The following is a 16,369-nucleotide window of genomic DNA, read 5'->3' on the forward strand; positions in this document are numbered from 1 at the left end:
CGGGATTAAGCTCCAAAAAAATACCCCAGAAATTTCTGAGGTAAATATGCATATAATATAGAGCAAACTTTTCCATCTAACCGTTTTTCAAGAAAATTCACACCAAATAAAAACACCAACATATAAAAACAAAAAAACTCACAACTTCTGTTGTGAGTTTTAAGTGAGCGCGTCAGGATTCGAACCTGAGACCGTCTGCTTAGAAGGCAGATGCTCTATCCAGCTGAGCTACGCACCCATTTGTAATTTTGAGAAATTACTAACTTTTTTGAGCGGAATTATTTCAACATTGACCGTTCCAAGAATTGGAATACTCTATCCAGTTGACTTACGCATTCATTGATTTTAAAAAAATACTAAAAAAGTCGGGGCGGCAGGATTCGAACCTGCGACCTCCTGGTCCCAAACCAGGCGCGATGACCGGACTACGCTACGCCCCGATTAGGCCATCTTAAAAAACAATACTACCTTGTTTTTTGTGGGTGCAAAGATATACTATTTTTTGATATTTAAAAATTAAAATTAAAATAATTTTCAGTTAAATTTTCAAATCAAAACAATTATAAATATAAATTTTTGAAAATCAAATAATTATAAGCTATGCTGAAATACTCGAAATTTTAAGATTTTTATGAGCTAGATTAAAAAAAGCATCTAACTAAAGGAAATATACGATTCCATATTGCAATAAAAAATTGTAGAAAAAAGTAATCTAATTATTATAAAATCCATTAACTCTTCAAAAAAAATTACTATTTAAATATTTTCACAGAAATGAATTTCAAAATCTTTATGTTTTTCCGTAAGTTAGCGCTATAAAACACCAAAATGTTTAAACAAATACTTTTTTTATCGCTAATTCTTATTTCAGGCTTTGTTTATTCTCAAACGAAGCAATATGAAGCTCCGGATTATAAAATTATTCGAAAAAATATTGAAAATAAAGATTCGGAATTTTATTATCCGAAACTAATGAATCAATTGAAAATAAGCGATACGCTCATTACGGATGACCAATATAAACATTTGTATTTTGGTTATACTTTTCAAAAAGAATATCATCCGTATCAAATCTCCGAAGAAGAGAAAAAATTAACTAAATATTTTCAAAGTCAGGAATTAAAAAAGTCAGATTATACTGAAATTATTAAAATATCTAATGCGGCTTTAAAAGAATTCCCACTTAATCTACGTGTGATGAACTTTCTGGCTTATATTTATCATTTAGACAATAATGAAGCAATGTCAAAGAAGATTTCGCATAACTTTTACGGTTTATTTGGTGCAATTTTCAGATCTGGAGATGGAAAAGACTGTAGTTCTGGATTTCATGTAATTACAGTTAGTCATGAATATATAGTCATGAATGTTTTACAGTTGGAAACCGTGTCTCAAAGTTTAGATGGCAATTGTGATTATTTAAGTTTAGAAAAAAGAAAATATAAATTACCCGGAGTTTATTTCAATATCACAAAACTTAAAGAAAAAGGGTTTGGATTTTAATTTTTAATTCAAAATAAATATACTTCAATGAAAAAAACACTTCTTGGATTCATAATAATGCTTTCTACAATGGCATATTCACAGAATGAATTGGCAACTTCTTATGCCGAAAAAGGCAGAACTCTTGCAATGGGTGAGAAATATCAAGAAGCTATAGAAAGTTTTGACAAAGCAATTGCTATTAATCCCAAAAGTGCATTGGTTTTTTATCATCGAGGTATGGCAAAAGCAAATCTTAAGGATGAATCGGGAGCTATTTTAGATTATAATACGTCAATAAAGCTTGATGATACAAATTTTGAAGTATTTTACAATAGAGGTGTTTCAAAATATTATTTAAAAGATATCGAAAGTGCAATAAGAGATTTTGATAAAAGTATTTCTCTAAAATCAGATTTTGCAGATTCTTATTTATATCGAGGGTATTCTTATGGTGAAATTCAAAAATATTCTGAAGCAATTAAAGATTTAGACAAAGGTCTTATGCTGAACCCCAAAAGTGGAAGCGGTTACATCAACAGAGCAATAGCCCATATTATGATTGGAAAAAATAAAGAAGCACTAGAAGATGCTGAAAAATCTATTTTATACAATCCTGATGATATTCGCGGCTATAATATAAGAGCACAGGCAAAAGGAATGCTTAAAGATTATAAAGGAGCAATTGAAGATTTTACAATAGTAATCAATAAAAACCCAGATAATGCACAAGCTTTTTTTAACAGAATGGCGGCTAGGCTAAATTTACAAGACAAACAAGGAGCTTGCTCTGATTATAAAATGTTGAAAAAATTGGGAGAAAAGCCGAATGTTGAAATGGAGGAATATTGTAAATAGAAAATCACATTGATGAAAGCCAAAAATTGTTTACATAATTTATTAATATTACTTTTCATCGTAACGAGTACTTGCTTTTCTGCTCAAAATTTACAAACAGAACTTTTTTTAAATGAAAATCAAATTGATAGTGATTTTAAATCAGATTCAAGGATAGAAAAGTTATTTATAAAGAATAATAAAGATTCAATTTTGATAATTGCCGAAATTAAAAATGACTCACTATTTTCTATATATGTGAAAAATAATAAACAATCAAATATTCAAATCATCCCTCAAGATAATAAACTAAAACTTATTCAGGAAGCTTTAACTTCAGATAAAAATGGAAACCGATTGAGTTTTGGGTTAATTCTAATTGTGGAATGTCTTATCTCAGAGAAATCAATTTCAAATCTGGAGAAATCATCGGTTTAACTTCAAAAAAATATGAAGGTAATTTTAAAACTAAAACTAGGTTTAAAGTAGTGATTAATAAAAAGGTATATTATTCAAACTCTGTTTCAGCATCAATTAACACTTCAAAATTTGAAAAATCAGTTTGGTATAGTAAGTTTAAAGAAATCTACCATCATGATAAAAGTAAAAAAGAAGTTGAAAACATTCTATTTTTAAATTAATTAAACATATTATAAATAAAAAACAGAACACTATACTTTGGAAAGACAGTGTCCTGTTTCAATTTTATTTAAAAATTGTAATAGCCAAAATTATACTCCCGGCCAAATACCTTCGTAAGCAGAGTTACCATAATTGATTTTTTCTGCACTGATGATAAAGCTTATAAGCATTGAATTTTCGTCAACTGCATCGAAGTCTACTTCATGCTGAATAACGTAACCGTTTTCCCAGTTTAAGGTAATCAAAGTACCTTCTTCGTGAGATTTGTTGAAAGTAACTTCACCCGAAGTTGGTTTGTATTTCCCATTAAGCAAACTTTCTAAAATTTCAGATTTCTCTGTTGCTTCAATAGTTAATTTGATGATTGCGTTGGAAGGGTCTGAAGCCACACGTCCTGAAACATCTGTAGATCTCGATACGCTGTAGTTAAGCTTTAGTAATTTTTGACCTTCGCTTCCGTTGAATTTTAAGATTCCTCTTGAGTTTGCTGCCATAATGGTAAACTTTTTAAAATTAATATTTTGTGATTTGGTTGATTCAAAGATAGAGCCATTAAACTCTTTAGATAGAATAAAAAAGATAAATCTCAGTTTTTGTAGTAATACTACGATTTGATGTAGTAATACTACGACTTTGGTATTTTAAATAACAAAACCCTTTATTTAAAAGGGTTTTTAAATATTATTTTAAAATATTTTCACTCCATTTGGATTAAATTTAAGAAATATTTAAAAACATTTAGAAAAATTAATAAGTGGAGATATGCACTAAAACGAAGTTTTGATTATCTTTTCAATGGGTTAAGTTCATATTCTTTATCATATAATTTTTCGCCAGTTTTTCCGTCTAAAATAACCTTTCTGAAAATATATGTTTTACCATCAGCTTTGAGCTTTCCAGTGTTCCAGGTTAACTCCCAAACATATTTATTGTATTCTGAGGATAATTTTTTTGAAATTTCTCCTGTTTTATGAAAATCAATATTGTTTTTTTTACCAAATTTTAAAACCTCATCAAGACTAAAAGGATAATTTTCGTCTTTATTTTCTGTTTTAGTTAAAGTTCCATTTTTAAAATATTCCCACTTCCCTATCTCAAGATTATTTCCGAAATAAAACTTTTTAGATTCTAAATTTCCGTTTTTATCGAAGGTAAATTTAGTTTTATATCTGTCTTTGCCAACAAGTTCTTCAACGTAATTTTCAACAATATTTCGGGAATATCCATCTTCTACATATCCATCTTTAATAATATGATACTGCTTTACAAAAACATTTTCATCTTTTTGAAATCCTTCGTACAAAGGATTTTTTTTAAGGTTTGATTCATATTTTTCAATATCAAATTTTGTTGCCTGCATATTTTTATTGCTAATTGATGTACTTTGCTGAAACGGTTCTGACTTACTTTTTTCACAATTATTAAACAAAATTGTAAAAAACATTATTGAAATTATTTTCATCAGTGAATCATTTTTTTTAATATATCCCATTGCCATTTATAGGTTTGTTTTGCAATAATATCGGTTGTTTGAGAATAATAATCCATAATGTTATCTGTTTTAAACTCTTCAAAAGTTATCGGACTGCTGTTATCAAATGTATGAAATAAGCCAATTGCATGTAAAAGCTCGTGCGTTGCTGTAGTTTTTACATTTTCAAATCCTACTCCTGCAGCGGTTGCCGTATCTTTTAAATTTAAAACAAATACCGTTCTAGAAGGAATATTTTCCGCTTCCCCTAAAAGATAACTCCCGTCGCTTTGCTGGATAACTTCCGAGATAAAATAAACTTTATAAAAACTGTCATATCTATTTCCAACCACACTTCCATCGGGGAATTTTGCCGATCGAAGTTTAGCATCCAAATATTGATGAATTCCTGTGCCGCTCCTTAATTTCGGAATAAAATTACGATCATTGGAGAGATTGATATTGATACTTTTTACATCCACATTAATGTAGGCCTGCTTCATATATTTATTCAGTCTGGAAATTTCATCCGTAGTACTTCCTCTTCCTGTTTGTGAAATAACGGTAATAAATAAAACTTTTCCTTGCTTTTGATGAGCCGCACTGTTTGCCATAATCTTCAATTTTCCGCAAACTATATCATCTGCTAAAACTTCAATTATTTGATCTGTTCTAAATTCTTTCAAACAAGTAATTTCAAGATAATTGTCTAAAGTATATTTACCTTTTTTGATGGTAATTTCACTCGTATTAAATTTAAAATAAGTGTTTTTATCGTTCGCTGATTTTTTGTGTTGGACAGTTAATTTCTTAGGAAGCTCCTCAATTTCAACTTTTAAAGATAGTTTATGAGATTTTCCTTGATAAATCGTCATGTACGGAATGAGATACAAAAAAGGATTCCCATTAATTTTAGGCTTCCAGGGAATAGACATCGTATTGAATTTGTTTAAAAGCTTTTGATAAACACTGCTTTTTTTTACAAAATTATAATTGGCGTCATACTGTCCTGTAATATTTTTATACCAAGTATCAGCTTTTGTACCTGTATCTCCGAGTCTTAACCAATCAAAACCAAATTCTCCGCTCCATTTTGCGTGAGGACGGAACTGTACCAAACATTTTGCCTGAATTTCTCCTGCAGGAGGTTGAGAAGCATTGCCATAACTTACACCGTTGTCGTGACCTTTTTCAGATACCACTTCAGCAGCATTATCAATGATATTACTTTGAGAATATATATTGAAATCTTTTTCAATAACTTCTATTATTTTACCTTTTACAATCCTTGTCCTACTCATGTTTTAAAGGTATTAATGGTTTTTGCTTCGTTCACCACTGTTGTTTTGAACTTCATTCTGTGCATGTTTACTGATAGATCCGTTTGAGCTTGTTTCAATTCCCTGATCAGAATTAATCATGGTTTTGCCTTGCTTTACTTCACTTGTTACGTCGCCTTCAATCATTTCTGTAAGCTTTCCGGTAATAAACATACTTGTATCTCCCATTACGGAAGTCATTTTCATTGCTCCAACACTCTGTGTATTGTTCATTCCGATAGTATCAGATTTATTGACACCTACAGAAGTTGTCATATTTTCTGTTACATTGATATTCATATTTCTACAGTTCAGTGTCATCGTTTCCGGAGCTGTGATGGTAATATTACTTCCTGTGGTATCTAAATGAATTTCATTTCCACTTTTATCCGTAATAATAATACTTTCATCTTCTGTAAAAACTACTCTGTGACCACTTCTTGTCTGAATAGATTTCACACGGTTGTCCATTCCGCCACCCAAACCAATTCCTCCATGAAACATTCCTCCCATTACAAAAGGCCTATCCGGATGATTGTGTACGAAATTTACCATCACCTGATCTCCAACTTCAGGAATCGCAACATAACCTCTGTTCTGGGTAATCTGATCTGTTCCTCCTGCATCAGGACTCATCATTCTTATAAAATGTGTTGTGTCATTCGTTTGCCAGTCAAACTTTACCTGAACCCTGCCCTGTCCTTCAGGATCTGCATTGGAGATCACCGTTGCAATTTGAGGTTCAGCTTTTGGCGTTGTGAATTCCGGTTTTGGTAAAAAGCCTGTATCGGAAGCTATTCCGTTAAAACTTCCGGTGTAATGACCGATTGTATCGATTTCATGCGTCGTTTCTGTCACCATGATTCTTGTGAAATACGAAGTTTCATTGGTGTCAACTTTTCGCATTTCAATGTCTACAGAACATCCCGGATGTAAAAACGGAACCGTTGTAGTTCCAGAAAGATTAAAAACATTAACCGCTTCACTTCCTGCGGTGCTTTTTTGAGAATATTCAACATCTAAATGAGTCGTCGCTTTAATCGGAGCAACTCTTAATGAAGGTGTTTTATAAATTTTATCGTTGTGTTCGTAAGCAGTTTTTGCTAAATCTCCAACATGCTGAATCGGTGTATTTCCTGATTTTAAAACTTCATTCTTACTGCTGTTATAACCGTAATATTGAGGTTTTGTATGAACTGCTTTTAATTCAACCTTAATATCATTGGCGCTGCTTCCATAAATCAGTTTGATCGGAGTATTCTGTGGCGGAAGTTTTCCGAAATGCAGAACTTCACCATCGTAATAAAACTGTTCACCATAAGCTTCTGCCATTCGAGCCAGATAATTATAATGCGTTTCATCATATTGGCTGCTATAAATGATTTGAGAATAATCATTTGTATCAATTCTGATATCGAATCGGCTTTTATCTAAACCTTGTTTAATAACTTCTTCAGCAATAATTCCCATATTCACCGCCTGATTTCCGCCAAAACTTTGAATATGAGGAGCACCATCCAACAAAATGGTCGGACTGTACCCTGAAAGCACGATATTTCCCAAACTCATTTTCTCCTGACTAAAACCAACTCCCGTAATTACACCTACAAATGTTCTTTCAGGGCTGCTTTCAATATCTTTATAAGAGATAACTGCCGTTAATCTTTTGCCTAAAAATTTATTAGCTTCTTCTAAAGTATGGGTTTGGCGGTCGCCTAAAGTATCGTGAGCTAATGTGAGTGTAAATTCGTGGTGTTTTTGTGCACTTTGAGTCAGCTTAAAATGCTTGTAATACTTGATTACTTTACCTTCTATGACTAAAGATAATTTAACCAAACGGTTGATTCCCGTATGATGATTCTCTGAGATTCCTGCCGCATTTTGGGATGGACGGAAAACGGAACCTCCATTTTTAGTTGAGGTATTCATAATTTTGTGATTGTGTGGTGGCTTAAAGTTATTAAATTTTATTCAGTTGAGAACTTTTTCTCTATAAAAATATAATATGCTTTAAATATTATTTTAATATACGTTCAAGGCAAAAAGACCGCCTTATAAAGACAGTCTCGTGAATCCTAATAAACCCTTCTGAACCGAAAGATCTTAGCTATATGGCCAAAGTCCTTCGTATGCTGCATTACCATAATTGATTTTTTCTGCACTTATGACAAAGCTAATCAACATTGAATTTTCATCAACTGCATCAAAGTCTACTTCGTGCTGAATAACGTAACCGTTTTCCCAATTCAATGTAATCAAAGTTCCTTCTTCATGTGATTTGTTGAAAGTAATTTCTCCTGAAGTCGGCTTGTATTTTCCGTTTAACAAAGTTTCAAGGATGTCAGATTTTTCCGTTGCCTCGATTGTTAATTTAATCAATGCATTAGAAGGATCAGATGCTACTCTACCCGAAACATCGGTAGACCTTGAAACACTGTAATTTAGCTTTAACAATTTTTGTCCTTCGCTGCCATTAAATTTTAAGATTCCTCTTGAATTTGCTGCCATGATTTGTAAATTTAATTCGTTGGTATTTTGTGATTTTTATACTTCAAAGATAAAACCAAGAAGCCTTCTTTTTTCAAATCAACACAATTATTTCAAAATTTGTAGTAATTCTACGATTTCATGTCGTAGTTCTACGACTTTTAGCAATATCAATCGTTTTTTAACAAACTTTACTGAAATTTAATATAAAGTTCACACTTTTTGGAATGATAATTGGCTACTAATTTAAACACCATAAAAATAAAATATTATGAAAAAATTAATGTTATCAGCCTTTTTGATAGGCTTAGTCACGGCAAGTTGTGGATCAAAAGAACCGCAAATGTCATCTGAGAAAGATTCTATGAATGTAGCAGTTGATACTACTTCAATGAGAAATTCAGCACCAGTGCAAAATCCGGACACAATGAAAATGCCCGTTGATACAGTTAATACTCCTGTAAGATAAAAACAGGAAATTTAACTCAAAATTAAATCTGCTGAAAATTTCGGCAGATTTTTTATATTTGATTAACCAATAAATATATTTTAACTATGAAAAGATTAGGAATAGGAGCAGTTTTAGCCTTAATAACTTTAGGAAGCTGTGCCGACAAAAAAGAAAACAGAGAAGAATTTAAAGCAGAACACAACAAAGATTCTTTAAGAAACCATCTCGGAGATTCTGCAGCAGCAAATTCTGAACCTACTACAGCAGAAAAAGATACTCCAAAAGCATTGAAAGACACCGCTGCATCGCCAACAGATTATGGCAGTAAAGAAAACAAACCCAATACGAAAGTTGGAGGTTCGAGATAATAAACCAATCCGTAGAAATTAACTACGGATTTTATTTTTGAAAATTTTTCAAAGCTTCAATCTTATTTTCATTAAAAAGAGAAAAATTATTTAACATAATTATTACATTTGTATCCAATAAAAAAAATCATGTAATCGCCCTGATCTTGTAAACATAATCTATCGTGCGATTTAGTATAACAAATAAAAAACAATACGTATTTATTATATGAAAAAAACAGCAATATTATCATTCCTTTTCTTTGCAGCGCTTGCATTTGCACAAGGAATCAAATTTGAAGAAGGCAGCAACTTCAAAACTATTTTAGCGAAAGCAAAAAAAGAAAACAAACTTGTTTTTATCGATGCTTATGCAGTTTGGTGTGGACCTTGTAAACTAATGGTAAAAAACATTTTCCCTCTGAAACCTGTCGGTGATTACTACAATGAGCATTTTGTAAACGCAAAAATCGACATGGAAAAAGGGGAAGGAATTGAATTGGCAAAAAAATTCAATGTAAAAGTATTTCCGACTTATCTTTTCATCAACGGTGATGGTGAAGAAGTTCACAGAACAATTGGATATGTTGAAGAAAAAGATTTCATTCAGTTTGCGATGGATGCAGGAGATCCTAATAAAAGATTGGCAACATTAAAGCAAAAATTTGAAAAAGGAGAAAAGGATCCGGCATTTTTATTAAATCTTGCAGGTCTTACAATGTATAATGATGCAGTTTTCTCCAACAAAGTTATCGAGCAGTATTTTGCTGCAAAACCTGAATTTAATCAAGAAAACTTAGGGCTTCTTTTTCAGGCAATGAAAAATACAGACGACGCTCCTTACAGAATTTTCACTGAGAGAAAAGCTGACATTATGAAAATCGTTCCTGAGCAGAAATATGCTTCAATCGATAAAAATGTAAAAGTAAATACGGTAATGGCGAAAGCTTATGACGCTACAACTAAAAAGCTTGATGAGGCTTACTTCCTTGAACAAACTCAAAAATTCATGACTAAAGAGGATTCTGAGAAACTTTTGAAAAAAGTAAAATCAAGCAGAGCCTTAAAAGACAAAGATTTTGCAACATATGAGAAAATCAATTTGGAGTTATATAAAGATTATTCGGCTGCATCTTCTGAAGAATTAAATTCTTTAGCTTGGAATTTCTTTGAAAATGTTACAACGAAATCATCTTTACAAACCGCTGTAAAATGGGCACAAGAATCTGTAAAGAAAAACGAAAACTTTGCTAACACAGATACATTAGCAAATCTTTATAATAAAATAGGTGACAAGGAAAATGCTAGAACTTGGGCACAAAAATCTCTTGAACTGGGAAAAGCAGCAGGTGAAGATACTGCAGACACAGAAAAATTATTGAAGACTTTATAGTCTTTAATTTAAAACATAGAAAAGTCCGCTGGAAATTGATTTCAGCGGACTTTTATTTATTATCATTGACTATTAAGTTTCGTCAGTTCGAGTAGCGAAGCGTATCGAGAACAGCTTTTATATTAAAACTTCTCGATACGGTTTTCTTCAAAAACTTACTCGAAGTGACGACGAAAGCCTTTGACAATTTAATACTCAAACAAAATACTTCCCCAAGTAAAGCCACTTCCGAAAGCTGAAAGAAGAACTAAGTCACCTCTTTTGATTTTGCCCAATTCAATGGCTTCATTTAAAGCAATAGGAATAGAAGCTGCTGTTGTATTTCCGTATTTCTGAATATTGTTGTGGATTTTTTCGTCTGGCAAACCAAATTTCTGCTGTACAAACTGAGCAATTCTCAAATTCGCCTGATGCGGAATAAACATATCTAAATCTTCAATCGTTTTTCCAGCTTTATCTAAAGCTTCCTGCATCGTTTCAGGGAATCTTGTCACAGCGTGTTTGAAAACGAAGTTTCCGTTCATAATTGGATAAACTTCTTTGTTGGTCACATTTTCAGGCTCTTTTCTCATTCTGTCACTCCATCCATATTTTGAACCTGGAAATTGCGTGCATAATTCATCGGCATATTTTCCTTCAGAATGCATATTCATAGCTAAAATATCTCCCGCATTCTCATCTTCCGTTGCAGAAAGCACAATTGCTCCTGCTCCATCTCCGAAAATCACAGAAACTCCTCTTCCTTCATCAGAAAAATCAAGTCCGAAAGAATGCACTTCAGCTCCGACTACTAAAATATTTTTATACGTTCCAGATTTTATAAAAGCATTGGCAACGCTCATTGCATAGACGAAACCTGAACATTGATTTCTTACATCCAAAGCTCCAATAGTATCACAACCCAACATATCCTGCAACAAAACTCCACATCCAGGAAAATAATAATCTGGTGAAAGGGTTGCGAAAACAATATAATCAATATCTTTTGCTGTTAAACCAGCTTGTTGAATTGCTTTTTCAGAAGCTTTAAAACCTAAATAAGCAGTAGTTTCCTGTGCATCATTTCGGTTGATACGGTGTCTTCTTTCTTTAATTCCCGTTCGTTCAGTAATCCATTCGTCATTGGTAGTCATCAGTTTAGATAGGTCATCATTCGTAACAACATGATCCGGAACATGAAATCCGATGCCTTTTATAGTACTTTTAATCATATCGATTTTTCTAATTTTGGTAAAGATAAAATTTATTTAATACATACAATTTCAATTTTTACAGTAAATTTACTTTATGCCTATAGATACAATTTACAGAGATTCGGGATGCGAATGGATAGACGTGGAAGCGCCTACAGAAGAAGATATGAAATACCTTCATGAGCGATATGAAATCAACAATCTCTTACTTGAAGATACTTTAGATCCCAATCACTTACCCAAATATGAAGCCGATGGAAATGTAAAATTTTTCCTTTTGCGTGAAAGCACCGAGCTTGAAAGAAAAAACCTCAACACGATAAGTGATATCAGTACTAAAATCGGAATTTTCCTTTTAGATAATACAATTATCACGGTTCACAGAATGAAAGCGAAAAGTATTTCTGAAACAAAAAAAGAACTTTCGCTACATCAAGAAGTTTGTTCTCCCGAAAAGATTGCTTTAAAAATCGCTTTGGTCATTATGAAAAGTTTTGATGATGAATCTCTGAGTTTATTTGAAACGATGGATAATATCGAAAACGAAATTTTCCTTAAAAATACCAACCACACCAATCAGATTCGCAGACTGTATAAACTAAAAAGAAAATCAGGTTTGAATTCAAGAGTTTTAACGATTTCTACTGATGCTATTGATAAATTTAAATTGCTAAACCTTCCCGATTCTGAATTTGTAGATTTAAAAGATAAACACAAAGATGTTGTTGCCGATTTTGACCACCTCAACATCCAAATTACCAACTTAATTTCGATGTTCTTGGCGTTATCTGATCAGAAAGCCAATCAGGTGATGAAAGTTTTGGCAATTTATTCAGTTTACTTTTTACCGATTACATTTATTGCCGGTTTATATGGAATGAACTTCGACAATATGCCTGAATTACACACAAAACAAGGGTATTTTTACACATTAGGCGTAATGGGAGTTATTGTAATTTGTACATTTATTTATGCAAGAAGAAAGCAATGGTAATCGTCATTGCGAACCGAAGGTGAAGCAATCTCTACATGACAAGAAATTGTTTTAAATGAAAAGGCGTAGGAGATTTTTTTTTAATCTTCAAACTTTTAAGGCGCAAAAATTTTATCAAGATAAAATTGATTGAGAATATTTTGAAATTCTTTGATTTCTTGCGCCTTAAAACAAAATAATTTTATCAAAAATTTTGCGCCTTTGCGCTCAACCAACAAAACACACCACCAAATCATGAAACCCGAAATCCTACAAAAAATACTTGATGAAGATATCCTTTCTCAAGATTCCAAAGAAAAACTGAAGGCATTGCATGAAAATATTTCGAAAAGAGAATTTTCTGATCTTCTGGATGCTGAAGGAAATCAGTATATAGAATTTGTACAGGAAGGAGGCGGAGTTTGGGGAAGTGCTTTGGTCGGTTATCTTTATGGCCTGGAAATTTTCGGAATCCGTTTTCTGAAAGTTGCAGGAACCAGCGCCGGAGCAATTAATACCATGTTAATTGCTGCCTGCAAAACAAAAGAAGAAGCTAAAAGCGAAGTCATTAAAGAGATATTGTTCAACTGGAATTTTGCAGATTTCATGGATGGAAAAAGTTATGTAAAAACAACCATTCATGCGATGCTCAACAACAAAAATTTCTTTAAAATCAATTTGATTATTGCCATCATTCTTACAGTCGGTTTAGTAAGTTTACCATTTATACTTTCATCTGAAACTACAAGAGAAACCAAACTTTATTTCCTGATTCCTTTGGTTCCTTTGATTATTTTAATATTAATTCTAAAAAAACTTTATCTGAATTTCACCAAAAGCAACAGCGGACTGAATCCCGGAAATGTTTTCGAAGAAACGATGAAAAATGTACTCAATGATTTCGGAATTAAAACCGTGGCTGAACTTAATAAAAAATTTATTCAAAAAGAACATCAGCTGAATCTCAATTACCGCTACGGCAACGAAATGGAATTTTACACAAACGCTCTCAACGGGATTGAGGAAATCAAAATGAATAATCTGGAACACATCGATGAAACCCGATACAGAATTTATTTTGAAAGCATGGAAAATAATGATTATTACAAAAAAAATCCGTTTTACCAGCTTACTTCTGAATATGTTGTGGTAACTACTGACATCAACGCAAAGATAAAAATAGCATTGCCTACAATGGCAAATCTATATTGGTCTGAGGAAGAGCTCAAACACATCAGTCCTGCAGAATTTGTGCGTGCTTCAATGTCTGTTCCTTTCTTTTTTGAACCGATGCAAAAACTCATCAACAAAGATGATGATTCGGTAAAATACGCTTGGAAATTCTGGATGAATACCACGAAAGAAAACATTTACCCTGTCGGGATTTTTATCGATGGCGGAAGTATTTCCAATTTTCCGATTGATGTCTTTCACATGAACGATATTTTTTATCCAAGACTTCCACTATTCGGAGTACAGCTCACCAGCGAGTCTGACATATTGAAGGAAAAAGGAAAAACCAGCGAACAGATTATGAAAACGCCCCTCTCCTATGCCGGAAATATCATCGATACTCTGCGTGGTTTCAACGATAAATCTTTCCTCACCAAGAACTCATTCTATAATCTTTACAGCATAAAAACCGTCAACTGCGGAACCAGCAACTGGCTCAATTTTTTTATGAAAAGAGAAGAAAAAGAACAACTCTTCAATGCTGGGTTTGTTGCTGCCCTCGATTTCCTCAATCAATTCAATTGGGAAGAATACAAATGCGAAAGAATGATGGTTGCCATGAAAGAGAAAAAGATTTTGAAGGAGGAGGATACGCCGACGGTGGGGTAAGAAATTATATATATTAAGAAGTACAAATATTAATTATAATTTTAAGCTTAACAAAATTAAAAACATGAAGAACAAAATTTCCACATCATTATTAGCATTATTCTTTGGTTGGCTTGGTGCACATCACTTCTATCTTAATAATGAAAAAAAAGGCTATAAGTTTATGGTCTTATCAGTATTAATAATTGCCTTAATTATTTTTCAATATTTCATTCCCATAAATGTGATTAAGGTTATTATGCTTATTTTAACTGTAATACTTCTCATTTTAGTAGCATTTGATTTTATATATTTTTTAACAATTTCAGATGAAATATTTGATGAAAAGCATAATGTATATAGTTTAAATACTTATTCTAGAGAGATACAGAAGGAAGTAGATTCTTATTACTTATATGTTAAAAAGACTGACTTAGAACAAATTAAATACGGTTCTTTTCCTCAAGGGTCTTATAACGCATTATTACAAGAACTTCTTATTATTTATGAAAAAATGATAAATGTTAAACCCTCACAAATAATTTTGTACAAAAATAACTTTAGCACATTACAAAATCAAATTAATAAGATTAATACTTCCATTGGCGACCCTGAAATAAATTATTTTAACTTCTTTTATACTTATTTTCCTGATGATTCTTTTTAAATATAGGTCTATAGAATTTCCTAACAACGATGAAACTTTTTCTGAAAATTTTCTACGAGATGTAAAATGCTTATTATTTGATCAGATATGGTTTTCTTCATTGAAAGCTTTAAATGATCCTTTTGAAGGTGTTTTTAAATTTGATCGTTCAATAAGTAAAATGATGAAAGGATTTAAAAAAGATTTAGACACTAATAAAATAGAAAGAGCAAAAGATAATTACTTGCAACTACTAAAAGATAATTCCGGAATTCTATCACTTACGACTGATAATCAAAATTTATTAATGTGGTCTCATTATACCAATAATCAAAAAGGATATTGTATTGAATATGATTTTGAAGAAGAAAAATTCTTGTATGCTAATAAAATAAAAAACAATAAAAACGATATCTCATTAAAAAAAGTTTTATACTCTGATAATTATGTTAGAACTAACATATTAAATAATGATTACCAATTGATATTTGGAAATAAAAGTAGGTGCTGGAGTTATGAAAAAGAATTTCGATTTATTAGCAAAAATATAGGTTTACACAAATTTCAAAATGGTTGCTTAAAAGCAATATATTTAGGTGCTGATTGTGATTTTGTTAATGAGACATTAATTTCCTCAATTGCATATTTAAAAGGAGCAAAAGTTTACAAAGCAAAATTATTTAAAGATAAATTCAAACTTTATTTTCTTCCATATGATTTAGATGCATTGAATAAAAATATCAATTGTAAAAATTTTGTTCAACAAGCTATAAATATTAACTTAGAGAATAATTAGAATCTTTAATTACAATAAACAATCTATAATAGATAATTTATTTTTAGCATTAATCCTGCGGAGTTAACTAACTCAATACTTATGATAAAAAAATATCTAATCTCAGGACTAAACTTATTATTGGTTAGCCTCCAAACCTCAATGATTGGATTTCGAAGTCCAAAATTTCATGTTCAAGACCCAAACAATTAGGTTGTTTAGAGAGGTGATTCGGTTTCAAACCATAAACTTTCGGTTATAAACATTAATGATTGGGTTCAACACCCAAACGATTCGGTTTAGAATAAAAAAATTCCAGTTGAAGACCGAAACAATTAGATGGAAAACCGAAACGATGATCAAAACAACCGAAACCGACCATTACAGAACCGAAACGGAGGTCTGATTTATCTCAATGTTATCATCAATAACTTTATCATTTCTCTAAACCACTTCAATATATCCATAAAAAAATCCTCAAACGATAGGCTTGAGGATGATTTGTTTTATTAAAAACTGTTGAGATTGCTTC

Annotated in this window: 17 protein-coding genes and 2 tRNA genes; 11 read left to right on the top strand and 8 right to left on the bottom strand. The window is 31.7% G+C overall.

From position 1 onward, the window contains the following. Positions 1 to 164: 164 nt before the first annotated feature. Positions 165 to 238 (bottom strand) — tRNA-Arg (locus OF897_RS08420). Between the two features lie 127 nt (positions 239 to 365). Continuing rightward, positions 366 to 440, bottom strand: a tRNA-Pro gene (locus OF897_RS08425). 388 nt (positions 441 to 828) lie between these two features. Between OF897_RS08425 and OF897_RS08430 the strand changes: the two genes are divergently transcribed. From OF897_RS08430 to OF897_RS08440, 3 genes are read left to right on the top strand one after another with little or no spacing between them, the layout of a single operon-like run. Then, positions 829 to 1,503, top strand: coding sequence for a DUF4919 domain-containing protein (locus tag OF897_RS08430; protein WP_267265256.1), 675 nt, complete (start codon positions 829 to 831; stop codon positions 1,501 to 1,503). 27 nt (positions 1,504 to 1,530) lie between these two features. Beyond that, positions 1,531 to 2,340: a tetratricopeptide repeat protein gene (locus tag OF897_RS08435; RefSeq protein ID WP_267265257.1), complete on the top strand. Its 810-nt coding sequence runs from the start codon at positions 1,531 to 1,533 to the stop codon at positions 2,338 to 2,340. Between the two features lie 12 nt (positions 2,341 to 2,352). Next, positions 2,353 to 2,757 (top strand): hypothetical protein, encoded by a 405-nt coding sequence (locus tag OF897_RS08440; RefSeq protein WP_267265258.1) that lies wholly within the window; start codon positions 2,353 to 2,355, stop codon positions 2,755 to 2,757. A gap of 293 nt (positions 2,758 to 3,050) precedes the next feature. On the opposite strand, the gene tssD (OF897_RS08445) is transcribed toward OF897_RS08440, so the two are convergent. From tssD (OF897_RS08445) to tssD (OF897_RS08465), 5 genes are all read right to left on the bottom strand, one after another. Then, the gene (gene tssD / locus OF897_RS08445; protein WP_267265259.1) at positions 3,051 to 3,455 is read right to left on the bottom strand and encodes a type VI secretion system tube protein TssD; all 405 of its coding nucleotides are present in this window, start codon (positions 3,453 to 3,455) and stop codon (positions 3,051 to 3,053) included. Positions 3,456 to 3,745: 290 nt separating this feature from the next. Continuing rightward, positions 3,746 to 4,321: a hypothetical protein gene (locus tag OF897_RS08450; protein WP_267265260.1), complete on the bottom strand. Its 576-nt coding sequence runs from the start codon at positions 4,319 to 4,321 to the stop codon at positions 3,746 to 3,748. Positions 4,322 to 4,422: 101 nt separating this feature from the next. Beyond that, complete coding sequence (locus tag OF897_RS08455; RefSeq protein WP_267265261.1) at positions 4,423 to 5,733, bottom strand: zinc metalloprotease; 1,311 nt, start codon at positions 5,731 to 5,733, stop codon at positions 4,423 to 4,425. A gap of 12 nt (positions 5,734 to 5,745) precedes the next feature. Continuing rightward, positions 5,746 to 7,680: a type VI secretion system Vgr family protein gene (locus OF897_RS08460; protein WP_267265262.1), complete on the bottom strand. Its 1,935-nt coding sequence runs from the start codon at positions 7,678 to 7,680 to the stop codon at positions 5,746 to 5,748. Positions 7,681 to 7,854: 174 nt separating this feature from the next. Further along, the gene (gene tssD / locus OF897_RS08465; protein WP_267265263.1) at positions 7,855 to 8,259 is read right to left on the bottom strand and encodes a type VI secretion system tube protein TssD; all 405 of its coding nucleotides are present in this window, start codon (positions 8,257 to 8,259) and stop codon (positions 7,855 to 7,857) included. Between the two features lie 262 nt (positions 8,260 to 8,521). Between tssD (OF897_RS08465) and OF897_RS08470 the strand changes: the two genes are divergently transcribed. The 3 genes from OF897_RS08470 (at position 8,522) to OF897_RS08480 (ending at position 10,429) form a co-directional block, all read left to right on the top strand. Beyond that, entirely contained in the window at positions 8,522 to 8,707 is a 186-nt protein-coding gene (locus OF897_RS08470) for a cytochrome C551 (RefSeq protein ID WP_267265264.1), read from the top strand. Between the two features lie 86 nt (positions 8,708 to 8,793). Continuing rightward, positions 8,794 to 9,057, top strand: coding sequence for a hypothetical protein (locus OF897_RS08475; RefSeq protein ID WP_267265265.1), 264 nt, complete (start codon positions 8,794 to 8,796; stop codon positions 9,055 to 9,057). A gap of 208 nt (positions 9,058 to 9,265) precedes the next feature. Continuing rightward, positions 9,266 to 10,429, top strand: coding sequence for a thioredoxin fold domain-containing protein (locus OF897_RS08480; protein WP_267265266.1), 1,164 nt, complete (start codon positions 9,266 to 9,268; stop codon positions 10,427 to 10,429). A 188-nt stretch (positions 10,430 to 10,617) separates the two neighbouring features. Here OF897_RS08480 and OF897_RS08485 read toward each other — a convergent pair whose 3' ends face one another. After that, entirely contained in the window at positions 10,618 to 11,640 is a 1,023-nt protein-coding gene (locus tag OF897_RS08485) for a 3-oxoacyl-ACP synthase III family protein (protein ID WP_267265267.1), read from the bottom strand. Between the two features lie 76 nt (positions 11,641 to 11,716). Between OF897_RS08485 and OF897_RS08490 the strand changes: the two genes are divergently transcribed. The 5 genes from OF897_RS08490 to OF897_RS08510 all read left to right on the top strand — a co-directional run bounded on the left by OF897_RS08490 (position 11,717) and on the right by OF897_RS08510 (position 16,350). Then, complete coding sequence (locus OF897_RS08490) at positions 11,717 to 12,616, top strand: magnesium transporter CorA family protein (protein WP_267265268.1); 900 nt, start codon at positions 11,717 to 11,719, stop codon at positions 12,614 to 12,616. A 234-nt stretch (positions 12,617 to 12,850) separates the two neighbouring features. Continuing rightward, positions 12,851 to 14,437, top strand: coding sequence for a patatin-like phospholipase family protein (locus tag OF897_RS08495; protein ID WP_267265269.1), 1,587 nt, complete (start codon positions 12,851 to 12,853; stop codon positions 14,435 to 14,437). A gap of 64 nt (positions 14,438 to 14,501) precedes the next feature. Beyond that, a complete protein-coding gene (locus OF897_RS08500) occupies positions 14,502 to 15,083 on the top strand; it encodes a TM2 domain-containing protein (RefSeq protein WP_267265270.1) in 582 nt (193 codons plus the stop codon). Further along, complete coding sequence (locus OF897_RS08505) at positions 15,070 to 15,858, top strand: DUF2971 domain-containing protein (protein WP_267265271.1); 789 nt, start codon at positions 15,070 to 15,072, stop codon at positions 15,856 to 15,858. Before OF897_RS08500 ends, OF897_RS08505 begins: the two co-directional genes overlap by 14 nt. A gap of 318 nt (positions 15,859 to 16,176) precedes the next feature. Next, positions 16,177 to 16,350, top strand: a complete 174-nt coding sequence (locus OF897_RS08510; RefSeq protein WP_267265272.1) for a hypothetical protein — start codon at positions 16,177 to 16,179, stop codon at positions 16,348 to 16,350. Positions 16,351 to 16,369 lie beyond the last annotated feature (19 nt).

Origin of the sequence: Chryseobacterium formosum (assembly GCF_026460885.1) — a bacterium.
GTDB lineage: Bacteria > Bacteroidota > Bacteroidia > Flavobacteriales > Weeksellaceae > Chryseobacterium > Chryseobacterium formosus.

Bases quoted from the DNA above. Each gene is read 5' to 3' on its own strand.
- OF897_RS08430 (WP_267265256.1), top strand. From the start codon at position 829: ATGTTTAAACAAATACTTTTTTTATCGCTAATTCTTATTTCAGGCTTT.
- OF897_RS08435 (WP_267265257.1), top strand. From the start codon at position 1,531: ATGAAAAAAACACTTCTTGGATTCATAATAATGCTTTCTACAATGGCA.
- OF897_RS08440 (WP_267265258.1), top strand. From the start codon at position 2,353: ATGAAAGCCAAAAATTGTTTACATAATTTATTAATATTACTTTTCATC.
- tssD (WP_267265259.1), bottom strand. From the start codon at position 3,455: ATGGCAGCAAACTCAAGAGGAATCTTAAAATTCAACGGAAGCGAAGGT.
- OF897_RS08450 (WP_267265260.1), bottom strand. From the start codon at position 4,321: ATGCAGGCAACAAAATTTGATATTGAAAAATATGAATCAAACCTTAAA.
- OF897_RS08455 (WP_267265261.1), bottom strand. From the start codon at position 5,733: ATGAGTAGGACAAGGATTGTAAAAGGTAAAATAATAGAAGTTATTGAA.
- OF897_RS08460 (WP_267265262.1), bottom strand. From the start codon at position 7,680: ATGAATACCTCAACTAAAAATGGAGGTTCCGTTTTCCGTCCATCCCAA.
- tssD (WP_267265263.1), bottom strand. From the start codon at position 8,259: ATGGCAGCAAATTCAAGAGGAATCTTAAAATTTAATGGCAGCGAAGGA.
- OF897_RS08470 (WP_267265264.1), top strand. From the start codon at position 8,522: ATGTTATCAGCCTTTTTGATAGGCTTAGTCACGGCAAGTTGTGGATCA.
- OF897_RS08475 (WP_267265265.1), top strand. From the start codon at position 8,794: ATGAAAAGATTAGGAATAGGAGCAGTTTTAGCCTTAATAACTTTAGGA.
- OF897_RS08480 (WP_267265266.1), top strand. From the start codon at position 9,266: ATGAAAAAAACAGCAATATTATCATTCCTTTTCTTTGCAGCGCTTGCA.
- OF897_RS08485 (WP_267265267.1), bottom strand. From the start codon at position 11,640: ATGATTAAAAGTACTATAAAAGGCATCGGATTTCATGTTCCGGATCAT.
- OF897_RS08490 (WP_267265268.1), top strand. From the start codon at position 11,717: ATGCCTATAGATACAATTTACAGAGATTCGGGATGCGAATGGATAGAC.
- OF897_RS08495 (WP_267265269.1), top strand. From the start codon at position 12,851: ATGAAACCCGAAATCCTACAAAAAATACTTGATGAAGATATCCTTTCT.
- OF897_RS08500 (WP_267265270.1), top strand. From the start codon at position 14,502: ATGAAGAACAAAATTTCCACATCATTATTAGCATTATTCTTTGGTTGG.
- OF897_RS08505 (WP_267265271.1), top strand. From the start codon at position 15,070: ATGATTCTTTTTAAATATAGGTCTATAGAATTTCCTAACAACGATGAA.
- OF897_RS08510 (WP_267265272.1), top strand. From the start codon at position 16,177: ATGGAAAACCGAAACGATGATCAAAACAACCGAAACCGACCATTACAG.